Raw genomic sequence first — 21395 nt, forward strand, 5'->3', positions numbered from 1 at the left:
TGGCCCCGCGCTGCATGTCGATCAGCCCGAGTGACTCACCGAGCTCCAGGTGGTCCTTCGGGTCGTCGATCGCCGCGGGCTCGCCGACCACGTCGAGCACGGCGAAGTCGTCCTCGCCGCCGGCGGGCACCCCGTCGATGACGACGTTGGAGATCGCCATGTGCGCCGCGGTGAACGCGGCCTCCGCGTCGGCCTGGGCGGCTTCGGCGGCCTTCACCTGCTCGGCCAGTTCCTTGGCGCGCGCCAGCTTGGCCGGGCGCTCCTCGGGAGAGGCCGCCCCGACGCTCTTGCTGGCGGACTTCTGTTCGGCCCGCAGCCCGTCGGCCGACGAGATCGCGGCCCGGCGGGCGGCGTCGGCGGTCAACAGCGCGTCTACCAGCGCCGGGTCCTCGCCACGACTGAGCTGGGAGCGGCGCACGGCATCGGGGTCTTCCCGGAGCAGCTTCAGGTCGATCACGGCCCTGAGACTACTTTCACCGGTTCGGGGCGGCTGGCGGCGCATCCACCGCGCAAAGTCGCAGGACTCACATCCGTAACTTTTGTCACCGGTCTCAGGCGCTCCTGTCAGAATGGAGCGGATGTCGCAAGCGCCCGAGAAGGAACTTTCGGAAGCCCGGGAAACCCGGGCGGTCGAGTCGTCCGAACAGCAGCCGTCGGCCTTCGGTTGGCCGCGCAGCCTGCAGGCCCGGGCGACCCGGCGCGCGCTGCTGCTCACCGCGCTCGGCGGCCTGCTGATCGCGGGGCTGGTCACCGCGATCCCGGTCGGCGGTCCCGGATCGGGTCGGTTCCTCGACAGCAGCCCGGTGCGCAGCACCGGAACCAAGAGCGACGCCGCCTTCAACCGGGCCGCCACCGGCGAGTGCCTGATGTGGCCGGAGACAACCCCGGAGTCGGCGAGGATCGTCAACTGCGGTGACGACCACAAGTTCGAAGTCGCCGAATCGATTGACATGCGGACGTTCCCGGGCTCCGAATACGGGCCCAACGCCGCACCCCCGACGCCCGCGCGCATCCAGCAGATCACCCAGGAGCAGTGCGAGGCCGCCGTCCGCACCTACCTCGGCCCCAAGTTCGATCCGAACAGCAAGTTCACCGTCAGCCTGCTGTGGCCCGGCGACCGGGCCTGGCGCCAGAACGGCGACCGCCGGATGCTGTGCGGTCTGCAACTGCCCGGGATGAACAACCAGCAGCAGGCCTTCAAGGGCAAGGTCGCCGACGTCGACCAGTCCAAGGTGTGGCCGGCCGGCACCTGTCTGGGCATCGACTCGGCGACCAACCAGCCGACCGACGCGCCCGTCGACTGCGCGGCGCCGCACGCCATGGAGGTCACCGGCACGGTCAACCTGGCCGAGAAGTTCCCCGGTGGCCTGCCGGCCGAGCCCGACCAGGACGGCTTCATCAAGGATTCGTGCACCAAGATGACCGACGCGTACCTGGCGCCGGTCAAGCTGCGCACCACCACCTTGACGCTGATCTACCCGACGGTGCCGCTGGCCAGTTGGACGGCGGGTAGCCGCGAGGTGGCCTGCAGCATCGGCGCGACGCTGGGCAACGGCGGCTGGGCCACCCTGCTGAACAGCGCCAAGGGCCAGCTGCTGATCAACGGTCAACCGCCCGTACCGCCGCCCGACATCCCCGAGGAGCGGCTCACCATGCCGCCGATCCCGCTTCAGGTCCCGGCTCAGCCGCCGTCCACCCAGTCCGGCGCCGGCACCGGCTCGGCCCCGGAGATCCCGCCGAACAACCAACACCTGCCCGGCCAGCAGCCCGCGCAGCAACCCCAGCAGCAGGCCCCGCAGCAGCAGGCCCCGCAACAGCAGGCGCCGCCGGCGGACAACGGCGCCCCGCCGGCCAACCCGGCACCCGAGGCACCGGCGCCCGCACCGCCACCACCGGCGAATCCCGCACCCGAGGCACCGCCCGCCGCGCCCCCGCCGGGAGGCTAGGCGGGTGTCCGTCCGGATGGATCCGCAACGCTTCGACGAACTGGTCTCCGGCGCCCTCGACCTCATCCCGCCCGAGCTGGCGGCCGCCATGGACAACGTCGTCGTGCTGGTCGAAGACCGCCATCCCGACGACGCCGAACTGCTCGGCCTGTACGAGGGCGTGGCGTTGACCGAACGTGACTCCGACTATTCCGGATCCCTGCCGGATGCCATCACCATCTACCGGGACGCGCTGCTGGACGCCTGCGAATCGGAGGACGAGGTCGTCGAGGAGGTGGCCATCACGGTGATCCACGAAATCGCTCACCACTTCGGCATCGACGACGACCGGCTGCACGAGCTGGGCTGGGCCTGAGAATCTGGCGCGGCGCCGTTTCGCCGGGCGCGGCATCCCGATTTTGTCCGCGACGGGTGCTATGAACTGACCTATGAGCATTGACTGCCGCGACTGTCGGGCAGGCTTAGATCACTGTCACGGCACCATCATTCGCCACGCGCTGCACCGGTCGGAATGCACGGAGCCGGATTGCTTCAGTCCCGAGCTGTTGCCGCACGCCTTCGTGATCGACTGCGACGCCGTCGGATGCGTGTGCACCGAAGTGATCGCCCTGGCCGTCTGACGGGTCAACCCATCGGGTCGGCGCTGGACCGCACCGCGTCCGCGACCGGCGTCGTCTCTTCCTCCGGGTAGAACGGCGGGGTCAGCGTCCCCCAACGCACGCAACTCCACCGCCCGTCGGTGATCGGGGTGAGGGCCACCGACTGGGCGTTGTCCAGGTGGTTGTCCAGCGCGAACTCGGCGTCGACGCCGGCCAGCACCGCGGCGGCCAGCCGGATCGCCGCGCCGTGGCTGACGACGACGATGTCGCCGTGGAAGTCGCGGTCGTCGAGGTAACGCAGGCGCAGGTCGGTGAGCACCGGGACGTAGCGGTCCAGCACGTCGGTGCCGGTCTCGCCGCCGGGAAGCGCCACGTCGAGCTCGCCGTGATGCCACCGCTCGTAGATCGCATTGAACTCGGCGACCGCGTCGTCGTCGTTGCGGTTTTCCAGCCGCCCGACCTGGACCTCGTGCACGCCGGCCACCTCGATCGGGGGCACGGCGACCTGGCCGCCGATCACCTCGGCCGTCTGCGAGGCCCGGGTGGCCACCGAATGCGCGAGCATCGCCGGGCGCCCCGCCCCGCGGGCGAATGCCCGCGCCTGGTCGCGGCCCAACGGGGTCAGCTCCGCACCCGGCGGGCGGGTGTCGAGCCGGCGCTCGACGTTTCCGAATGACTGGCCGTGGCGCACCAGGATCAACCGGCCGCTCACCGCCGCGCTCCCCCGGCGGACTCGTCGCGCTTGCCGTCCAGCAGCTGCTGCAGCCAGCGCGCGGCCTCCTCGGCGGAGGGCGGCAACGCCCCGGCCGGCGAGCCGGTGGGCCAGGAACCGAGATAACGCACATCAGCACAACGACGGTGCAGCGCTTTGAGTGCCTCAGCCACGGCGTCGTCGTCGATATGGCCGACGCAATCGGCGAAGAAGCGGTAGATGCCGAGACCCGTTCTGGTCGGCCGGGATTCGATGCGGGTGAGGTCGATGCCGCGGACGGCGAATTCGGCGAGCGCGGCCAGCAGCGCGCCAGGCGCGTTGTCGATGCGCAACACGACCGAGGTGCGGTCGGCTCCGGTCCGGGCCGGCGGTGGGCCCGGCCGCCCGACCAGAAGGAAGCGGGTCCGGGCGTTGGATTCGTCGACCACACCCTCGGCCAGGGTGCCCAGGCCCCAATGCGCGGCGGCCAACGGCGAGGTCACCGCGGCGTCGACGCGTCCCTCGGCGACCTGCTGGGCGGCGTCGGCGTTGGAGTACGCCGGCCGCAACGCGGCGTCGGGCAGATTGGCGGCCACCCACTGGCGCACCTGGGCCGCCGCCACACCGAAGGCCGCCAGCGTCCGCACGTCCGTGGCGCTGCGGCCTGGTTTGACGACGATGCTGAAGGCGATGTCCAGCGTGGTCTCGGCGAACACCTGCAGGGGTGAGCCGATGGCCAGGCTGTCCAGGGTCGGTGTCACCGAGCCGTCGATCGAGTTCTCGATCGGGACGCAGGCGTAGTCGGCGGTGCCGTCGCGCACGGCGTCCAGCGCCGCGGAGGTGCTTTCGACGGGCGCGGGTTGCACCCCGGCTGGGCCTTCGTCGGGAATGAGTCCCGCCGCGCTGATCTGTCGCAGCGCCGCCTCGGTGAACGTCCCCTCCGGACCGAGGTATGCGATGCGGGCCACGTCCCAACCCTAGCGGCGCGCGGGCCAGAAAAGTCTTGCGACGTCACCCCGGGTGAGTTAACTTAGGCTTACCTAATCAAAGGATGAGAATGGTGTTACCGCTGAGCTGCCCTGCCCCGACGACCGCCGAACGGATCCGCAGCGCCTGTGTCCGCGCCAGCGGCGCGCTGCTGGCCATCGAGCACGACGACCCGGTCCCCACCCCCCTGCACCACCTGATGGACGACGGATCGGTTGCGCTGGCGCTTCCCGTCGAGCGGGAACGGGAATTGGTGCGCCCCATCTCGGGGTCCCAGGCGCTGCTGGAGCTGACCGACTACGCGCCCCTACCGCTGCGCGAACCGGTCCGCTCGCTGGTGTGGGTGCGCGGTCGCCTCCAAGAGGTACACCCGACGGAGATCCTCGATCTGCTCGACCTGATCGCCGCCGAGTGCCCGAATCCCGCCCTGCTGGGCATCGATACCCCACGCTGCAGGCCCGGCGGCGGCGACGAGCCGCGCTACACCCTGTTGCGGCTCGAGATCGCCTCGGTGGTCGTCACCGACGCCACCGGCGCCGAGCCGGTCAGTGTGGCCGACCTGCTGGACGCCCGCCCGGATCCGTTCTGCGCGCTCGAGTCAAGCCTGCTGTGGCACCTGGACACCGCCCACAGCGACGTCCTCGCGCGGCTGGTGTCCCGGCTGCCGGCGCCGCTGCGGCGCGGGCACGTCCGGCCTTTGGGCCTGGACCGCTACGGCGTCCGGTTCCGTGTCGAGGGAGACGATCGCGATCACGACGTCCGGCTGCCGTTCCATAAGCCGGTCGACGACATGACCGGCCTGAGCCAGGCGATCCGGGTGCTGATGGGCTGCCCCTTCATCAACGGGCTTCGGGCGCGCGGCTAGCCGAGAGCGCGGCGCACCGGCGCGACCGAGCGCCGGCCACGTACGTTTACTCGGGTGAACGGCGAGCGCGCACCCCAGCCTCGGCGCCCGCTTGGGCCGCCCGGGCCACCGCGCCCCGAGCCGCCGCAGGTGATCCACCGCCACGCCGGCCCGCCGCCGTCGCCGACGGCGGAGACCCAGCCGCTGAACCGGCCGAGGGCGCGTCCCGCCGCCGTGTCGGCGCCCGGGCCGGCGGCGCCGTCGCGACCTCAGGCCCCGCGCACGTCACCCAAGCGCCGCAAGCGCCGCTGGCTCCGCACGGTGCTGTCGATCCTGCTGGTGGGGGCACTGCTGCTCGGCGCGGGCGTCGTCGCCGGGGCCATCTGGTTCGACACCAAACTGCACCGCGAGGAGGTCCTGGCCGACTATCCGGACCGGCCCGCGGCCGGCCGGGGGACCAACTGGCTGGTCGTCGGATCGGACAGCCGCCAAGGCCTCACCGCCGAGCAGCAACAAGACCTGGCCACGGGCGGCGACATCGGTAACGGGCGTACCGACACGATCCTGCTGGTTCACGTGCCGAGCATCGGATCCGCAGCGCAGACGTCGATGGTGTCGATACCGCGCGACTCCTACGTGCCGATCCCGGGGCACGGCAAAGACAAGATCAATGCCGCGTTCGCGATGGGCGGTGCGCCGCTGCTGGTGCGGACGGTGGAGCAGGCCACCGGATTGCGCCTCGATCACTACGCGGAGATCGGGTTCGGCGGGTTCGCCGGCTTGGTGGACGCGCTGGGCGGGGTGACGGTGTGCCCGACGACGTCGCTCAACGACCCGTTGGCCGGCATCGACCTGCCCGCGGGTTGCCACACCCTCGACGGGCGCAACGCGCTGGGCTACGTCAGGTCCCGCGACACGCCCCGCGCCGACCTGGACCGGATGGTCAACCAGCGTCAGTTCGTGGCGGCGCTGCTGCATCGGGCCGCAAGCCCCGCGGTGTGGCTCAACCCCTGGCGCTGGTATTCGGTGCCGCGGGCGGCCGCCGACGCGCTGACCGTCGACCGCGGCGACCACGCCTGGGATCTGGCCCGGCTCGGCTGGGCGCTGCATGGGTCGACCACCACCATGACCGTGCCGATCGGCCAGTTCACCAGCGGTGACGCCGGCTCGGTGGTGGTGTGGAATCACGATGCGGCCAAGCGGTTGTTCCAGGCGCTGGCTTCCGATGCGCCGGTGCCTCCCGCCGCGGCGGACGAACCGCAATAGCGGCCGGGCTAGCCGCTGCCGTCGCCGGCGCGGTTGCCCTGCAACCACGCCTTGGTGCGACCGGGGTGGTGGGTGGCGAGCCAGGCCACCCCGACGTCGCGGCAGAAATCGATGTCCTGGTAATCGTCGACGTTCCAGCAGTAGACCGCCCTGCCCTGGGCGATGGCCCGGTCGGCGAGCTGGGGATACTCCTTCAGCGTCGTCAGCGAAGGCCCAACGGCGGTGGCGCCGATAGCGGTGGGCGCGCCGCTGGTCAGGTAACGCCCGGTCTTGCCGAGCAGCACCGTGGGCAGCAGCGGGGCGGCCCGCCGGATCCGCCAGACCGCGGACGCCGAAAACGACATGACCACCGCACGGGACCGGTCAGCCGACGCGGGCGCGGCGATGCCGAACCGATGCAGCGACGCGAGCAGCTTGGTCTCGACCAACGACCCGTAGCGGACGGGGTGCTTGGTTTCGATGAACAGCTTCACCGGCCGATGCCAATCCAGCACCAGCGAGACCAGCGCGTCCAGCGTCAACAAGCTGGTGTCGCCGTGCGTGCCGTCCTCGCGCCAGCTGTCGTGCCACGCCCCGTACTCGAGCTCACGCAGTTCGGCGAGGGTCATGGTGCTGACCAAGCCCGCGCCGGTCGAGGTCCGGTCCAGCCGGCGGTCGTGCACGCACACCAGGTGGCCGTCACGGGTCAGCCGCACATCGCATTCCACGCCGTCGGCGCCTTCTTTGAGCGCGAGGTCGTAGGCGGCCAGCGTGTGTTCGGGCCGCGCCGCCGAAGCGCCGCGGTGGGCGACGACATAAGGATGCCCGGCGAGCACCTCGTCGGCCCACGTCATACCCCTATGCTGCCGGTTCCTGCCCCTTCAACTCAACTGGGTCGGCCGACGCCGGCGCGGCGGGCCCGTCATCGGGAACCGCGACCCAGCGATGCGCGGGACGTGCGACGGGTTTGCGCTGGAATCCCTCGAAGACGCGGGTCGCGGCGGCCAGCGTGGCGGCCGCCAACAGGTACGCGAAGACCATCAGCACGGTGTTGTTGGCGATGCCCTGGGCGTCGGTGGCGAAGCTGGTCGCGATGGCGGCGATGGACACGGCGCAGCTGCAAACCCACGCCACCCACCACTGCAGGATGGTGCCGCGCAGCCGGGCGTAGTGCTCCTCGAGCAGCGCCAGCTCGATCACGTACACCGGGGCCCACAGCAAATTGGCCAGCGGCACGACGCAACCGGCCCACAGCGCCCGCGTGGAGCGCGGCTCGGGCAGACCGTGATGGGCGAAGACGGCGGCGCGGCGCGCGATCATCCAGCGGATCAGCAGCACGCCGGCGGCGATCACCGCCGCACCGGCGCCCACGCTGGCGAGCACGCCGAGCCAGTCGGCGCCGATGGCCACCCACGTGTTCAGCAAGGTGTTCCGGTTGATCACCAGCAGCACGTAGCGCACCACGTAGACCAGGGCGGCGATGCTGAGTACCAGCACGCCCACAAAGGACGCGGTGCGAACGATTTGCGCCGACGGCCCGGACGGCGCGGCCGCCTCAGCCGCCGCAGGCGCCTGCTCGACCCGGTCGGCCAAACCCCAGCGCGGGATCACGGTGTAACGCGGCGTGGGTCCGAGGGGACGGCGCCCGCGTCGCACCGGCGGCGCGGCACCGGGGCGCACCGCTATCCAGCGATAGCCGGGCGGTAGCCGCGGCGGCGTGCGCTGCCAGCCGGGCGACCTCGAAGGGCGGGCCGGAGCCGGGGCCCCCGGCGCACTCCAGCGCGGATCGGCAGCGGGGCTGTCCGGCGAGGGCGCCAGCAGGGCTCCGCGGCAGCGGGGACACCATTCGCGTTGCCGGTCACGCACGTTCCAGCGGGTGCCGCACTGGGAGCACACCTGGATCACCGGACCAGACTAACGCCGTCCCGGTGCGGGCCTCGGGACCGCCGGCCGCGGGCCCGCCCGGCGGCCGTCGCCGTCGGTCGCGGGGAGCGGGATCGGCAACCCGCGCGGCGCCGCCGACTATCCACAGTTTCCACAGGTTTATCCACATAGACCCACGGGGTATAGAAAGCATCGCTACAGCCTCTGGCGGCTGACCGTGGTGTGACTGTGGATAACACCCGGCGTCGCTGGCACGCCATAGACAGCCCGGAGCGGTCGTTGAGCGAAATGGATTGCCTCACTAAGCACCCGTGCGAGCAGCGCGTCCGGCCGAGGATCAACCCCGCGCCCGGAGCGGGCGTTGGAGCCCGGCCGCCTTCGCCAAGCCGCAGTTCAGCGCGATATTTCTTCAGCCCGCCACAAAGCGCTATGATCGCGTTCGCAAAAAGTGTTTGTGACTCACCTCACTGACGCGAGGTGACCGGGGGTGAAAGGCGATTGATGGCCACGCATTCGTTCGGTCCGGGTTCACCGGGCCCGTCGAAGTCGTACTGCGGCTCCCCGGCGTGGAATCACAGCTACAGCATCGCCGCGCTGCGCGCCGGGCTGATCGCCCTGGCATTGCTGGCCGTGCTCGCGGTCATCGTCTTGTTCTGAACTACCGCTCAGCGGGTATTCGCGTTCCGGCTCACAAGGGTCGTTCTTGCGGAGCGCGCGGTCATGGAGCAGGGTTGATAACGGCCGGCCGCCGCGAGGCGGCGCCGCGCGACTGAGCGTCAAGACGATAATCGAAGAAAGGAATGCCGTGGCTGAATACACCCTGCCCGACTTGGACTGGGACTATGCAGCGTTGGAACCGCACATCTCCGGGCAGATCAACGAGATCCACCACAGTAAGCACCACGCCACGTACGTCAAAGGCGTGAACGACGCTCTGTCCAAGCTCGAAGAGGCCCGCGCCAACGAGGACCACGCTGCGATCTTCCTGAACGAAAAGAATCTCGCCTTCCACCTGGGCGGCCACGTCAACCACTCGATCTGGTGGAAGAACCTGTCACCGGACGGCGGCGACAAGCCGACCGGTGAACTGGCCGCCGCGATCGATGACGCCTTCGGATCCTTCGACCGCTTCCGCGCGCAGTTCAGCGCGGCCGCCAACGGGCTGCAGGGTTCGGGCTGGGCGGTCCTGGGCTACGACACCCTGGGCAGCCGGCTGCTGACCTTCCAGCTCTACGACCAGCAGGCCAACGTTCCGCTCGGCATCATCCCCTTGCTGCAGGTCGACATGTGGGAACACGCCTTCTACCTGCAGTACAAGAACGTCAAGGCGGACTACGTCAAGGCGTTCTGGAACGTCGTCAACTGGGCGGACGTGCAGAAGCGGTACGAGGCCGCGACGTCGAAAACCCAGGGCCTTATTTTCGGCTGACTTCATTTCGATCGGCGGGGGCGTCGCGCGTTGCGCGGCGCCCCAGTCGTTTGTCCGGCCCTCGCTCGACCGCGTGAGTAGGTCTGCGCCGCTGACCGTGTCGTGTTGCACGGCGCCTAAACCGCAGGCATGCTTAATTATTCGGACTTGCCAGTGTGGTTGTTCCAAGCGGAGTCATCGCGCGGAGGTCGAGATGGAAACTGGGTCGGACGGGCCTATCGGGGTGTCCCCGTTCCATTCTCGTGGTGCCTTGAAGGGGTTCGTGATCTCCGGGCGGTGGCCCGACTCGACCAAGGAATGGGCCCAGCTCCTCATGGTCGCCGTCAGAATCGCGTCGCTGCCCGGATTGCTCTCGACCACAACGGTGTTCGGTGCGCGCGAAGAACTTCCGGACGAACCTGCGCCCGGCACGGTTGGCCTGGTGCTGGCCGAGGGCACGGTGTTCGGTGAATCCGCCATCCAGCCAGGCTATTTCGCGGAGCATCAGCCGCCGGCTCTGCTCATGTTGCACCCGCCGTCGGAAACCACGCCGTCACTGCCCGAATGCACCGGCGCGGCATCGGGATGCGTCTTGCTGCCGGGACTGCCCTATCTCGGACTCGAGCATCGTGCGGCCTGGGTGGAGGCCGAGGCCGACGGGACCATCACCTCGATGGTGAGCCGGGTCGGCGTCGACCCGATCAGCCACCCCGATACGGCGATACTGGCGATGCTGCTCGCCGCGTAACGAAATGCCGGTTTGCGCCGCGCTTTCGCTGCCCGCGCGCGAATCGCGATTCGCCTTGCCCGACGCTGGCGTGACCGTCTGCACCCGCGCGGCCCGTTTCCGCAACCGCGGCCCCATAGACGCTGCGGCGCCGCAGAACCGTCGACGCAATCGGGACGCTACCAGCGGTATCCGGCTAAGTTAACGACGCCTCGACCACCGGCGGCCGGGGCCGCACGCCGGGCACGCGCGACCGTCGCGCAGGCGTTTTTCCAACTCGACAGCAAAGGATGGGCTAAATCGCCTCGGATCGTCGGCCCGTTGCGGAGCGATCGCCCAGCACGTTTCGGCATATTATCGCACCCGTCAGCGCGCGGTTCGCCCGCCACCTTGGAACGAACCTGCAATTCTGCGGATAACCTGTGAGTTCCAAGTATTTAGTGGACACCCCAGCGAATCAGTTAGACGCTCGTCAAGTGGGGAGTTGGCAAGCGTCAGCTATGCCGGTCGGGAATCCCTTGGGGTTTGCACCTGGTTACGGTCACCAAGCCTCGCTACCATGATCAGCAAATACACCTAGGTAATAGTTCACTTCTACAGCCCAGTGGAGGTCATATCAATGAGCACGACGTTCGCTGCTCGCCTGAATCGCCTGTTCGACACGGTGTATCCCCCGGGACGCGGGCCGCACACCTCCGCGGAAGTGATCGCGGCGCTCAAGGCGGAGGGCATAACGATGTCGGCTCCCTACCTCTCCCAGTTGCGTTCCGGCAACCGCACCAACCCGTCGACGGCGACCATGGCCGCTTTGGCCAATTTCTTCCGCATCAAGTCGGCGTACTTCACCGACGACGAGTACTACGAGAAGCTCGACAAGGAACTGTCGTGGTTGGCCACGACGCGCGACGACAATGTGCGCCGCATCGCGGTTCGCACGGCAGAGCTGTCCCCCGAGGCGCAGCGCGAGGTCATGGAGCGAGTCAACGAACTGCGCCGCGCCGAGCACTTAGACGCCTGACGTCCACGCCGGGCACCGGCCATCGAGCCTGCCCTGGAGGGCTGCCGCCCGCCCATTCCGATTAGGGTTGGCTCAGCGGATCGCGCAACCGCGAGAGCGATAGACAACGATTGCCAGCGAGATCACCGGGAGGCGGCCGGGAATGGGCCTGTTCCGCAAGCGAAAGAGCCGCGCGACGCGTCGCGCCGAAGCCCGCGCGATCAGGGCCCGCGCGAAGCTCGAGGCCAAGCTGGCCGCGAAAAACGAGGTGCGCCGCGCCAAATCCGCTCAGCGGGCCGAGAGCAAGGCGCTGCGCGCGCAGATCAAGGCGCAACGGGACCGCGACCGCAACGCCCTGAAGGTCGCGGAGGCCGAACTCAAGGCCGTGCGGGAGGGCAAGATCTTCTCACCGACGCGGATCCGCCGGGTGCTGACGGTGTCCCGGTTGCTCGCGCCGATCCTCACGCCGCTCATCTACCGGGCGGCGGTCGCGGCCCGCGCGCTCATCGATCAGCGTCGCGCGGATCAACTCGGCATTCCGCTGGCGCAGATCGGCCAGTTCTCCGGTCACGGCGCCCAGCTGTCGGCCCGCATCGCGGGGGCGGAGAAGTCGCTGCGCACGGTGCAGGACAAGAAGCCCAAGGACGCCGAGACCAAGCAGTTCGTCTCCGCCATCGCCGAGCGGCTCAGCGACCTGTCGGCGGCGGTCACCGCCGCCGAGAACATGCCGGCCGCGCGCCGCCGGGCGGCCCACGCCGCGATCTCGACGCAGCTCGACGGGATCGAGGCGGATCTGATGGCCCGCCTCGGACTGAGCTGACCTCTCGCAGGAAAGGCGGCACTCCGGCATGCCCGTCCACCGCAGGTGGGTCTCACGCACGCTGACGGCGCTCGTTGCGGCGGCCGCCCTCTATCTCGGGTCGGCGGCCCAGCTGCCCGCCGCCTGGGCGCACGTGCACGCCAGCAGCGACAACGCGGTGCGCGGGGCCATGGCTATCGTCACGTTCCAGGTGCCCAACGAGTCGAACAACGGGGCGCTCACCACCGCGCTGACCGTCACCCTTCCCAACGTGCCGTCGGCGCGCACCGAAAGCCAGCCGGGCTGGACGGCCCGGCTCGACCGCGACGCCGCGTCGGGCACCGTGCGCTCGGTGACGTGGACCGCCGCCCTCACCGGCGGCATCGGGCCAGATCAATTCGCCCTGTTCCGGCTGTCGGTCAAGCTGCCCGACGCCGACACCGTCAGCTTCCCCGCCGCGCAGAGCTACTCCGACGGAACCGTCGTGAAGTGGGATCAGCCGCCGCTGCCGGACGGGAGCGAGCCGGAGCACCCGGTACCCACGCTCACCCTCGCCACCGGACCGGCGGCACCGCATCAACACCACGGCTCCCCCGGCCCCCCGCCGACCGGGCCCACTGTCGCCGATAACACCGCCCGGCTGCTGGGCGGCGCCGCTCTGGTGGTCGCCGCCGCGGGCATCGCGATGGCACTGATCCGCCGGCGGGCATGAAGCGCCTGGCGGTTGGCGCGTGCGTCGGCGTTATGTTCCTGATCGCCACGTTGACCGCGCCGGCCGCGTCGGCCCACGCCACCCGCTTGGCCACCGATCCCGCAGCCGATGCAGCGCTGGCGACGGGCCCGCAGCGGGTGAGCGCCACGTTCAACGAGCAGTTGCAAACCACGTTCGCCGCCATGACGGTGGTCGGGCCCGACGGCAACGTGTGGTCCACGGGAGAGCCCACGGTGCAGGGCGCGGTGGTCGGCATCGCCCTGCGGCCACTCGGGCCGGCCGGAACGTACGCGGTGAACTACCGCGTCACCTCCGCCGATGGCCACGTGGTGTCCGGATCATGGTCGTTTCGGCTCACGGTGCCCGGCACCGGCACGCCCGGTCCCCCCGCGGCGGCCCCGGCGGGCGGCGGTACCGTCCCGGTCTGGCCGTTCGTGGCCGTCGCAGTGGCGCTCGTCGCCGCCGGCGCCTGGTGGGCGGCGCGGGGTAGGCGCTGAGTACGGCCAGCGAGGCGCCCCGACGCGTCCTGGCATGATGGGACCTTGAACCCGGTGAGCCAGGGGAACGACGACAGAGGAAGCTCAAGGAGCGGCCGCATGGCAGACCCGCAGGACCCAACGAACAGCGCACCTGACGGCGCCGGCATCCCGCCGGAGAAGACACCGCCCGCCAAGGCGGTGAAGAAGACCGCGAAAGCGCCCGCCAAGAAGGCCCCTGCGAAGAAGGCGCCCGCCAAGAAAGCGCCGGCCAAAAAAGCACCCGCCAAGAAGGTGCCGGCCAAGAGCGCCGAACCGGCGCCCCCAAAGCCACCCGAACGCCCGGCCGAGCAGCCGCTCGACGTCGCACAGCGGGCCGAAAGCAACGGCGACCTCACGGCCGCCGCCAAAGATGCTGCCGCGCAGGCGAAATCCACCGTGGAGGCCGCCAACAATCCCGTCGCTCCCGCGATCGCCGGTCCTGCGGCGGGTCAGTCCCCGGTGCCCCTGATCGTTGCCCTGGCCGTCAGCCTGCTGGCCATCCTGCTCATTCGCCAGCTGCGTCGCCGCTGAGCGGCGGACGTCTAACGTGTCAGAAGTGACGGTGTCATTCCGGCCGACGGCCGACCTCGTAGACAGCATCGGTCCCGACGTACGCAGCTGCGACGTGCAATTCCGCCAGTTGGGCGGCCGGACCGAATTCGCCGGCCCGATCAGCACCGTGCGGTGTTTTCAGGACAACGCGCTGCTGAAATCGATCCTCTCGGAGCCCGGCGGCGGCGGGGTTCTGGTCATCGACGGCCACGGTTCCCTGCACACCGCTCTGGTCGGCGACGTCATCGCCGAGTTGGCCCGTACCAACGGCTGGGCCGGGCTGATCGTCAACGGCGCCGTGCGCGACTCGGCCACGCTGCGGGGCATGGACATCGGCATCAAGGCGTTGGGTACCAATCCCCGCAAGAGCACCAAGACCGGTGCCGGCGAGCGCGACGTCGAGGTCACCCTGGGCGGGGTGACGTTCACCCCGGGCGAGATCGCCTACAGCGACGACGACGGAATAGTCGTCGTCGCCGCAGACTGACGCGCTAAACGGCCACCGGGGCAGGCTTTTTCGCGAACTTCAAGCCTTCATCGTCGACCCTGCCGCGCCGGATCGTGCGCATGTCGAAGAAGTAGTTCTGCTTGAGCCGCCACGGCGCCCGCGACCCCGACTTCGGCAGCAGGTGCATCGACCGCCGGAAGTAGCCGGGAGTGAAGTCCATGAACGGCAGCTCGTCGACATCGCTGCCCGGGTGCTGCGGCTCGACGAAGTCAAAGCCGTTGGCATCCATGTAGTTCAGCAATCGGCACACGAACTCCGAGACCAGGTCGGCCTTCAGCGTCCAGGACGCGTTCGTGTATCCGAAGGTGATCGCGAAGTTGGGCACACCGGAGAACATCAGCCCCTTGTAGGTCATCAACGAGGTCAGGTCGATGTCCTGGCCGTTGCGGGTCGGCTTCACCCCGCCCAGCAACTGCATGTTCAATCCCGTTGCGGTGACGATGATGTCGGCCGACAGCTCCTCACCCGAGGTGAGCTTGATGCCCGTCTTGGTGAACCGGTCGATGGTGTCGGTGACGACGTCGGCCTTGCCGTGCCGGATGGTCCGGAAGAAGTCGCCGTCGGGGGCCAGGCACAGCCGCTCGTCCCAGACGTTGTAGCGCGGACCGAAGTGCTTTTCGACGTCGTAGCCCTCCGGCAGGCGTCGCTGCGCCATCGTCATCAACGTCTTGCGCATGTAGCCCGGGGCCTTGCGGGACAGCTGGTACTGGAAAGTGCTGAACGCGATGGCCTTCCAGCGGTTGGCCATGTGCGCGAGGCGCTCGGGCAACAGCCGGTTGGCCTTCTCGGCGAACGGATCGACCCCGGGCAGCGACCCGATGTAGGTCGGCGAGCGCTGCAGCATGGTCACGTGGCCGGCGCCCGAGTTCACCAGGGCGGGAATCAGGGTGATCGCGGTGGCACCGGATCCGATCACGACGATCCGCTTGCCCGCGTAGTCGAGGTCCTCCGGCCAGTGCTGCGGGTGGACGATGGTGCCGCCGAAGTCCTCGGAGCCCGGGAAGGTTGGCGAGAACCCCTCGTCGTAGTTGTAGTAGCCGGTGCAGGCGAACAGGAACGAGCACGTGATCTCGCTTTGCCGGCCGTCACTCTCGACGGTCACGGTCCAGCGGTTGTCGTTGTCGGACCAGTCGGCGGCCACCACCCGGTGGCGGTAGCGGATCTTCGGCTCGATCTTGTTCTCGACGGCGGTCTCCTTGATGTAGGCCTTGATCGAGGCCCCGTCGGCGATGGACTTCGCCGAGCGCCAGGGCTTGAACCGGAAGCCCAGGGTGAACATGTCCGAGTCCGACCGGATGCCCGGGTACTTGAACAGGTCCCAGGTTCCGCCGAGGTCGGCGCGGCGTTCGAGGATGGCGTAGCTCTTTGTCGGGCAGCGTTCCTGCAGGTGCCAGGCCGCGCTCACGCCGGAGATGCCGGCGCCGACGATGAGGACGTCGAGATGCTCAGTCATGAATCCAACGCTATCAACACCGTGTTGAGCCAGTCAACACCGTGTCGAAACTCTCAACAGCGTGTAAAGTAGCGGCCGTGACTACCGTCGGTTCCGCCCGCACGCACCGGGGCAGGCGTTCGGCGCGCCCGTCCGGCGACGACCGTGAACTGGCCATCCTGTCCACCGCCGAACAACTGCTGCGGGAGCGCTCGCTCGCCGACATCTCCGTCGACGACCTGGCCAAGGGTGCCGGCCTGTCCCGGCCGACGTTCTACTTCTATTTCCCGTCCAAGGACGCGGTGCTGCTCACCCTGTTCGAACGGGTCATCATGCAGGCCGACTCCGCGCTTCAGACCATGGTCGCCAACCCGCCCGCCGACCTGAAAGCGTTGTGGCGCATCGGGATCAACGTGTTCGTCGAGACCTTCGGGGCGCATCGCGCGGTGTCACTGGCCGCCGACGCGGCGCGCAGTAACAAGGACGTCGACGACCTGTGGTCGCGCTTCATGCAGAAGTGGGTGGACCACATCACCACCGTGATCGAAGCCGAGCGCGCCCGCGGCGCGGCGCCGGTGACGCTGCCGGCCCGCAACCTGTCCGCGGCGCTGAACCTGCTCAACGAGAAGGTCATGCTCAGCTCGTTCGCCGACGCGCGGCCCTCGGTGCCCAGCGAGCAGTTACTCGACACGCTGGTGCACATCTGGGTCAGCAGCGTCTACGGCGACGCCTGCTGAAACTCAGCCGTCGGCGCCCTGTGCGAACATATGTTCGTGCGGTGCGATGCGTCCATCCTGCACGCGGACCTGGATTCCTTCTACGCGTCCGTCGAGCAGCGCGACGACCCCACCCTGCGGGGCCGACCGGTGATCGTGGGCGGCGGTGTGGTGCTGGCCGCGAGCTACGAGGCCAAGGCCTACGGCGTGCGCACGGCCATGGGCGGGTCGCAGGCGCGGCGGTTGTGCCCGCACGCCGTGGTGGTGCCGCCGCGGATGAGCGCCTATTCGCGCGCCAGTGACGCGGTTTTCGAGGTGTTCCGCGACTGCTCCCCGATCGTCGAGCCGCTGTCGGTGGACGAGGCCTTCCTCGACGTCGGCGGGCTACGGCGGGTCAGTGGCACGCCGGTCGCGATCGCCGAGCGGCTGCGCGCGGACGTGCGCGAGCGCGTCGGGCTGCCGATCACCGTCGGCGTCGCGCGCACGAAGTTCCTCGCCAAAGTCGCCAGCCAGGAGGCCAAGCCCGACGGGCTGTTGATGGTGCCGCCCGACCAGGAGCTGGCCTTCCTGCGGCCGCTGCCGGTGCGCCGGCTCTGGGGTGTGGGCGCGGTAACCGCCGAGAAGCTGCGTGCGCACGGCATCGTGACGGTCGCCGACGTCGCCGAGCTCAGCGAGTCCGCGCTGGGTTCCATGGTGGGCGGGGCGATGGGCCGCCAGTTGTACGCCCTGTCCCGCAATATCGACCGCCGCCGGGTGACCACCGGTGTCCGTCGCCGGTCTGTCGGCGCGCAGCGAGCGCTGGGTCGCGCCGGAAACACCCTGTCCGCCAACGAGATCGACGCCGTCGTGGTCAATCTGATCGACCGGATCACCGGCCGCATGCGCGCCGCCGGACGCACCGGCCGCACCGTGGTGCTGCGGCTGCGCTTCGACGACTTCGGCCGGGCGACCCGATCGCGCACCCTGCCGTGGGCCACGTCATCGACGGCGCCCCTGCTGGCCACCGCGCGCGGGCTGGTCGCGGACGCGGCGTCGCTGATCGCCCAGCGCGGCCTGACGCTAATCGGCTTCGCCGTGTCGGGCATCGACCGCAGCGGCTCCCAGCAGCTGATGCTGCCGTTCGGCGGCGATACCAATCGACTCGCCATCGACGCGGTGATCGACCGCGTGCGGGATCGGTACGGCAAGTCCGCCCTGACGCCCGCGGTTTTGGTCGGCCGCGATCCGGGTATAGAGATGCCGCACCTACCCGACTGACCCGTTTTCGGTGTTTATTCTAATTATTGTCTGCCACAACACTTTTCGATGATTTGAGGTTCATTTGAATCGGCGTTGCGACGCCGGTTGTGCGGCGGCCCGATTGTTAGGCTGGCGAAAACCCGACCTCGAAAGTGAGCAATTGAATCCGATGCCGCCGCAGCAATCCCGCGACACCGGCCTGCCCCACGAGGGTCTCGTGCTTGGTTACAGCGCGTTACTCGCCCTATCCGCGGGCTTCGTCAACGCCGTGGCACTGCTGATTTTGGCGGTGCCCGTTGGCAATCTGACGGGGATCACCACGCAGCTGGGCATGCACACCGCCAACCCGTGGCTGTACGAAGGCCACGTGCTCGGCGCGATTTTTCTAGGCTTCCTGACGGGAGCGACCATCGCCGGGGCGATCCTCGCACCCACCGATGGTCTTGCCGGCCCACGCCATGCCGCCGTGCTCTTCCTCGAGGCAGGCTTGCTGGTGCTCGCCGCGGCCGGGGTCGAGGAGACCGTCGTCAGGGCACAGATCAACGCTCTCGGCATCGAGCAGACCGCGGTGCAGGCGCTGCTCGCCGCCGCGGCGCTCGGTCTGCAAAACGGGATGACGTCGAGCTTTCGCGGAATGGCGATCCGCACCACGCACTTCACCGGAACGGTCACCGACCTCGGGCTGATCCTCGGTCGCAGCCGGCTACACGGAATCAAGAACTGGAAAACGGCGATACTGGCGACGACCCTCGTGTTATTCGTCGGCGGCGGCGTGGCCGGGATCGCGTTCGGGGCTCAGCTGGGGGGTTACGCGTTGCTCATCCCGGCCGCGACCTGCGCGACGGTCGGCGCCGCCAACCTGCTGCAGGGCGCCGGACGCAGCGACGACGCACCGGTTCCCCAGGACTCCGAACCGGTGCAGGTCTGAGCGGCGGCTCAATTGGCGGTCCACTCCAGCAGCCGCTCGGCGGGCCAGGTGTTGACGATCCGGTCGACGGGCACGCCCGCGTCCAGCGCGCGCTGGGCGCCATAGCCGAGGAAATCCAGCTGACCGGGCGCGTGCGCGTCGGTATCGATGGTGAACACACAGCCGATCTCGAGCGCCAGGTTCAGCAGCCGGCTGGGCGGATCGCGCCGCTCGGGGCGGGAGTTGATCTCCACCGCCGTGCCGTGGTCGCGGCACGCGGTGAACACCGCCTCGGCGTCGAACTTGGATTCCGGCCGGATGCCGCGATTCCCGGAGACCAGCCGGCCGGTGCAGTGCCCCAACACGTCGGCGTGCGGGTTGGCCACCGCCCGCAGCATCCGCCGGGTCATCGCGGGCGCATCCATCGACAGCTTGGAGTGCACGCTGGCCACCACCACGTCGAGGCGCTCGAGCAGCTCGGGTTCCTGGTCGAGGCTGCCGTCGTCGAGGATGTCGACCTCGATCCCGGTGAGGATGCGCATCGGCGCGCACTTCTCCCGCAGGCCGTCGATCACGTCGAGCTGCTTGCGCAACCGCTCGGGTGAGAGCCCGTTGGCGATGGTCAGCCGCGGCGAATGGTCGGTCAACGCGCAGTACTCGTGCCCCAGCGCCGCCGCGCTGGCCATCATCTCCTCGATCGGCGCCGAGCCGTCCGACCAGTTGGAATGCAGATGCAGATCCCCGCGCAGCGCGGAACGGATGTCACCGCCGCCAAGATCCTCGGCACTGGAACGCAATTCGACGAGAAGATCGGGTTCGCGGCCGGACCACGCCTGGTCGATGACCTTGGCGGTCTTGGGGCCGATCCCCGGCAAGGACTGCCAGCTGTTGGCCTGGCCGTGCCGCTCGCGGGTCGCGTCGTCGAGGCCCTCGATGATGTCGGCCGCATTGCGGTAAGCCATCACGCGCCGGGGGTCGTGGCGGCTGCGGTCCTTGAAATAGGCGATCTGCCGTAACGCCGCTACCGGGTCCATGACTCCAGTGTGCCCGCGCGGTGATTGCAAGCGCGGCGAAGCCGCGCAGCAGGTCACCGCACGACCTCCGCGGTGATTGCAAGCGCGGCGAAGCCGGGCGCAGCAGGTCACCGCACGATCTCCCCGCTTACAACAGCTGCCCGGCGACGAATCCGGCGAGCAGCACGCTGAAGCCGCCGATCTCCCCGGCGATCAGCGCCGTCATCGCCAGCACGAGACGCCCGTCGGCGTTTTCGAACTGGTTGACGGTGTCGCGCCGCGCGCCGTGGCTGATGTAGGCGGCGATGGCGGCCACGAAGAAGAAGACGACCACCCCCGCCGCCGTCAGGTTCACCCAGACCGGCCAGGCGCTCAGTTGCACGAACACCGCGAGCAGCAGCGTCGCGAACGAATACAGCAGCGCCGCCCGATGCGCGATGTCGACGTAGGGATGCGCGAGGTGGTTCTCCGACGCCATCATCTCGCGGTATTTCCACACGCCCAGCACCAGCGCGAGCAGGAAGATCAGGCCCGCCGCCAGCAGGGTGATCTTGGTGTCCATTCCGAGGGAGCCGCAGACAGCAGTCATCGTGAGCTTGAGTTTAGTTGTCCTTCATAAACACCGACTAACGTCGACGGCATGCGATTCGCGTTCAAGACTTCCCCGCAGAACACCACCTGGGCACAGATGCTCGCCGTCTGGCAGGCGGCCGACGACATCGAGGTCTACGAGTCCGGGTGGACGTTCGACCACTTCTACCCGATCTTCTCCGACAGCAGCGGGCCCTGCCTGGAGGGCTGGACGACGCTGACCGCCCTCGCCCAGGCCACCAAGCGGCTCCGGGTGGGCACCCTGGTCACCGGGATCCACTACCGCCACCCCGCGGTCCTGGCCAACATGGCCGCCGCCCTCGACATCATTTCGAACGGACGGCTCGAGCTGGGCATCGGCGCCGGCTGGAACGAGGAGGAGTCCGGCGCCTACGGCATCGAACTGGGCAGCATCAAGGAACGCTTCGACCGCTTCGAGGAGGCGTGCGAGGTGCTGACCAGCCTGCTCAGCCAGGAGACCACCGACTTCGACGGCAAGTTCTACCAGCTCAAAGGCGCCCGCAACGAGCCCAAGGGCCCGCAGCGCCCGCACCCACCGATCTGCATCGGCGGCAGCGGGGAAAAGCGCACGTTGCGCATCACCGCGCGCTACGCCCAGCACTGGAATTTCGTGGGCGGTCCGCCCGACGTCTTCGCCCACAAGCGCGACGTGCTGGCATCGCACTGCGCGGACATCGGCCGCGACCCCAAGGAGATCACGCTCTCGGCCCACCTGCGCCTGGAGCCGGATCTGAATTACGGGAAGGTCATCGAGGACGCGGCCGGGCTGGCCGCCGAGGGCTTGGATCTGGGCATCGTCTACCTGCCGCCGCCGCACGACCCAGCCGTGCTCGAACCGCTCGCCGAGGCGATCCGCGACTCGGGCCTATGGGAGCGGTGACGGCGCCTTTGGGGCGGCCCGGCGGAAATCCCGCCGGGCGCATGTTGAGCAAACCCGCGGCGCGCCGCTGAGCGCGCCGAACGGGCGGTCACGCACCGAACAGCAGCAAGTCCTGGGGGGTCACCAAGCGTTCGTGCTTGGCCGGGAACTCCCGACTTTTGACCGGGTGACGCAACCAT

At 69.2% G+C, this 21395-nt stretch carries 24 protein-coding genes and 2 pseudogenes; 18 read left to right on the forward strand and 8 right to left on the reverse strand.

The genetic code is table 11. The features are described from left to right. Window positions 1–457, reverse strand: a pseudogene (locus A9W96_RS25920) (serine--tRNA ligase); the annotation flags it as partial. A 112-nt stretch (window positions 458–569) separates the two neighbouring features. On the opposite strand from A9W96_RS25920, the gene A9W96_RS25925 reads away from it, so the two are divergent. The 3 genes and pseudogenes from A9W96_RS25925 (at window position 570) to A9W96_RS25935 (ending at window position 2566) form a co-directional block, all read left to right on the forward strand. Continuing rightward, a complete protein-coding gene (locus tag A9W96_RS25925) occupies window positions 570–1946 on the forward strand; it encodes a septum formation family protein (RefSeq protein ID WP_067144148.1) in 1377 nt (458 codons plus the stop codon). A gap of 4 nt (window positions 1947–1950) precedes the next feature. Next, window positions 1951–2371: pseudogene (locus A9W96_RS25930) on the forward strand (metallopeptidase family protein). A gap of 3 nt (window positions 2372–2374) precedes the next feature. Next, a complete protein-coding gene (locus A9W96_RS25935; RefSeq protein WP_066871612.1) occupies window positions 2375–2566 on the forward strand; it encodes a hypothetical protein in 192 nt (63 codons plus the stop codon). A 4-nt stretch (window positions 2567–2570) separates the two neighbouring features. On the opposite strand, the gene A9W96_RS25940 is transcribed toward A9W96_RS25935, so the two are convergent. Both A9W96_RS25940 and pheA read right to left on the reverse strand, forming a co-directional pair. Next, on the reverse strand, window positions 2571–3257 hold the full coding sequence (locus A9W96_RS25940) for a histidine phosphatase family protein (protein ID WP_067144152.1): 687 nt from the start codon (window positions 3255–3257) through the stop codon (window positions 2571–2573). After that, window positions 3254–4204 (reverse strand): prephenate dehydratase, encoded by a 951-nt coding sequence (gene pheA / locus A9W96_RS25945; RefSeq protein ID WP_066880221.1) that lies wholly within the window; start codon window positions 4202–4204, stop codon window positions 3254–3256. Before pheA ends, A9W96_RS25940 begins: the two co-directional genes overlap by 4 nt. 89 nt (window positions 4205–4293) lie before the next feature. On the opposite strand from pheA, the gene A9W96_RS25950 reads away from it, so the two are divergent. Together A9W96_RS25950 and A9W96_RS25955 are read left to right on the forward strand one after the other, a co-directional pair. Continuing rightward, window positions 4294–5088, forward strand: coding sequence for a DUF2470 domain-containing protein (locus tag A9W96_RS25950; RefSeq protein WP_067144154.1), 795 nt, complete (start codon window positions 4294–4296; stop codon window positions 5086–5088). 54 nt (window positions 5089–5142) lie between these two features. Continuing rightward, window positions 5143–6333, forward strand: a complete 1191-nt coding sequence (locus A9W96_RS25955) for an LCP family protein (protein ID WP_067144156.1) — start codon at window positions 5143–5145, stop codon at window positions 6331–6333. Between the two features lie 8 nt (window positions 6334–6341). Here A9W96_RS25955 and A9W96_RS25960 read toward each other — a convergent pair whose 3' ends face one another. Both A9W96_RS25960 and A9W96_RS25965 read right to left on the reverse strand, forming a co-directional pair. Next, window positions 6342–7166, reverse strand: coding sequence for a glycerophosphodiester phosphodiesterase (locus tag A9W96_RS25960; RefSeq protein ID WP_067025625.1), 825 nt, complete (start codon window positions 7164–7166; stop codon window positions 6342–6344). Between the two features lie 4 nt (window positions 7167–7170). Then, window positions 7171–8217, reverse strand: a complete 1047-nt coding sequence (locus A9W96_RS25965; protein WP_156765417.1) for a DUF4328 domain-containing protein — start codon at window positions 8215–8217, stop codon at window positions 7171–7173. Between the two features lie 480 nt (window positions 8218–8697). Here A9W96_RS25965 and A9W96_RS32360 point away from each other — a divergent pair, with 480 nt between their 5' ends. The 9 genes from A9W96_RS32360 (at window position 8698) to rraA (ending at window position 14396) form a co-directional block, all read left to right on the forward strand. Next, window positions 8698–8853 (forward strand): hypothetical protein, encoded by a 156-nt coding sequence (locus A9W96_RS32360; RefSeq protein WP_165827960.1) that lies wholly within the window; start codon window positions 8698–8700, stop codon window positions 8851–8853. 148 nt (window positions 8854–9001) lie between these two features. Continuing rightward, window positions 9002–9625 (forward strand): superoxide dismutase, encoded by a 624-nt coding sequence (locus A9W96_RS25970; RefSeq protein ID WP_066863798.1) that lies wholly within the window; start codon window positions 9002–9004, stop codon window positions 9623–9625. A gap of 193 nt (window positions 9626–9818) precedes the next feature. After that, entirely contained in the window at window positions 9819–10352 is a 534-nt protein-coding gene (locus A9W96_RS25975) for a peptidase (RefSeq protein WP_066881721.1), read from the forward strand. A 598-nt stretch (window positions 10353–10950) separates the two neighbouring features. Beyond that, complete coding sequence (locus tag A9W96_RS25980) at window positions 10951–11349, forward strand: hypothetical protein (protein WP_007771864.1); 399 nt, start codon at window positions 10951–10953, stop codon at window positions 11347–11349. 142 nt (window positions 11350–11491) lie between these two features. Then, window positions 11492–12148 carry a DUF6474 family protein gene (locus A9W96_RS25985; protein WP_066881719.1) on the forward strand — a complete coding sequence of 219 codons (657 nt, stop codon included), beginning with the start codon at window positions 11492–11494 and terminating at the stop codon, window positions 12146–12148. A 28-nt stretch (window positions 12149–12176) separates the two neighbouring features. Beyond that, complete coding sequence (locus A9W96_RS25990) at window positions 12177–12839, forward strand: YcnI family protein (protein ID WP_067024005.1); 663 nt, start codon at window positions 12177–12179, stop codon at window positions 12837–12839. Then, window positions 12836–13336 carry a copper resistance CopC family protein gene (locus A9W96_RS25995; RefSeq protein WP_067024008.1) on the forward strand — a complete coding sequence of 167 codons (501 nt, stop codon included), beginning with the start codon at window positions 12836–12838 and terminating at the stop codon, window positions 13334–13336. Before A9W96_RS25990 ends, A9W96_RS25995 begins: the two co-directional genes overlap by 4 nt. Window positions 13337–13435: 99 nt before the next feature. Beyond that, on the forward strand, window positions 13436–13888 hold the full coding sequence (locus A9W96_RS33175) for a nucleoid-structuring protein H-NS (RefSeq protein ID WP_067024012.1): 453 nt from the start codon (window positions 13436–13438) through the stop codon (window positions 13886–13888). 25 nt (window positions 13889–13913) lie between these two features. Further along, a complete protein-coding gene (rraA, locus tag A9W96_RS26005; protein ID WP_067144158.1) occupies window positions 13914–14396 on the forward strand; it encodes a ribonuclease E activity regulator RraA in 483 nt (160 codons plus the stop codon). 4 nt (window positions 14397–14400) lie between these two features. Here the strand turns inward: rraA and A9W96_RS26010 are convergent, their stop codons facing one another. Next, a complete protein-coding gene (locus tag A9W96_RS26010) occupies window positions 14401–15870 on the reverse strand; it encodes an NAD(P)/FAD-dependent oxidoreductase (RefSeq protein ID WP_066881711.1) in 1470 nt (489 codons plus the stop codon). 77 nt (window positions 15871–15947) lie between these two features. Here A9W96_RS26010 and A9W96_RS26015 point away from each other — a divergent pair, with 77 nt between their 5' ends. From A9W96_RS26015 to A9W96_RS26025, 3 genes are all read left to right on the forward strand, one after another. Next, window positions 15948–16586, forward strand: a complete 639-nt coding sequence (locus A9W96_RS26015) for a TetR/AcrR family transcriptional regulator (protein WP_067144160.1) — start codon at window positions 15948–15950, stop codon at window positions 16584–16586. 30 nt (window positions 16587–16616) lie between these two features. Continuing rightward, window positions 16617–17822, forward strand: a complete 1206-nt coding sequence (dinB, locus tag A9W96_RS26020) for a DNA polymerase IV (protein ID WP_067144162.1) — start codon at window positions 16617–16619, stop codon at window positions 17820–17822. A 151-nt stretch (window positions 17823–17973) separates the two neighbouring features. Then, window positions 17974–18732: a YoaK family protein gene (locus A9W96_RS26025; protein WP_231999909.1), complete on the forward strand. Its 759-nt coding sequence runs from the start codon at window positions 17974–17976 to the stop codon at window positions 18730–18732. An 8-nt stretch (window positions 18733–18740) separates the two neighbouring features. On the opposite strand, the gene A9W96_RS26030 is transcribed toward A9W96_RS26025, so the two are convergent. Together A9W96_RS26030 and A9W96_RS26035 are read right to left on the reverse strand one after the other, a co-directional pair. Next, window positions 18741–19745 (reverse strand): PHP domain-containing protein, encoded by a 1005-nt coding sequence (locus A9W96_RS26030; RefSeq protein WP_067144166.1) that lies wholly within the window; start codon window positions 19743–19745, stop codon window positions 18741–18743. 127 nt (window positions 19746–19872) lie between these two features. Further along, complete coding sequence (locus tag A9W96_RS26035) at window positions 19873–20313, reverse strand: hypothetical protein (protein WP_067144168.1); 441 nt, start codon at window positions 20311–20313, stop codon at window positions 19873–19875. Window positions 20314–20364: 51 nt separating this feature from the next. Between A9W96_RS26035 and A9W96_RS26040 the strand changes: the two genes are divergently transcribed. Further along, the gene (locus tag A9W96_RS26040) at window positions 20365–21216 is read left to right on the forward strand and encodes an LLM class F420-dependent oxidoreductase (RefSeq protein ID WP_066881735.1); all 852 of its coding nucleotides are present in this window, start codon (window positions 20365–20367) and stop codon (window positions 21214–21216) included. Window positions 21217–21395: the final 179 nt, after the last annotated feature.

It is taken from the genome of Mycobacterium sp. 1245852.3, from assembly GCF_001669335.1.
Lineage (GTDB): Bacteria > Actinomycetota > Actinomycetes > Mycobacteriales > Mycobacteriaceae > Mycobacterium > Mycobacterium europaeum_A.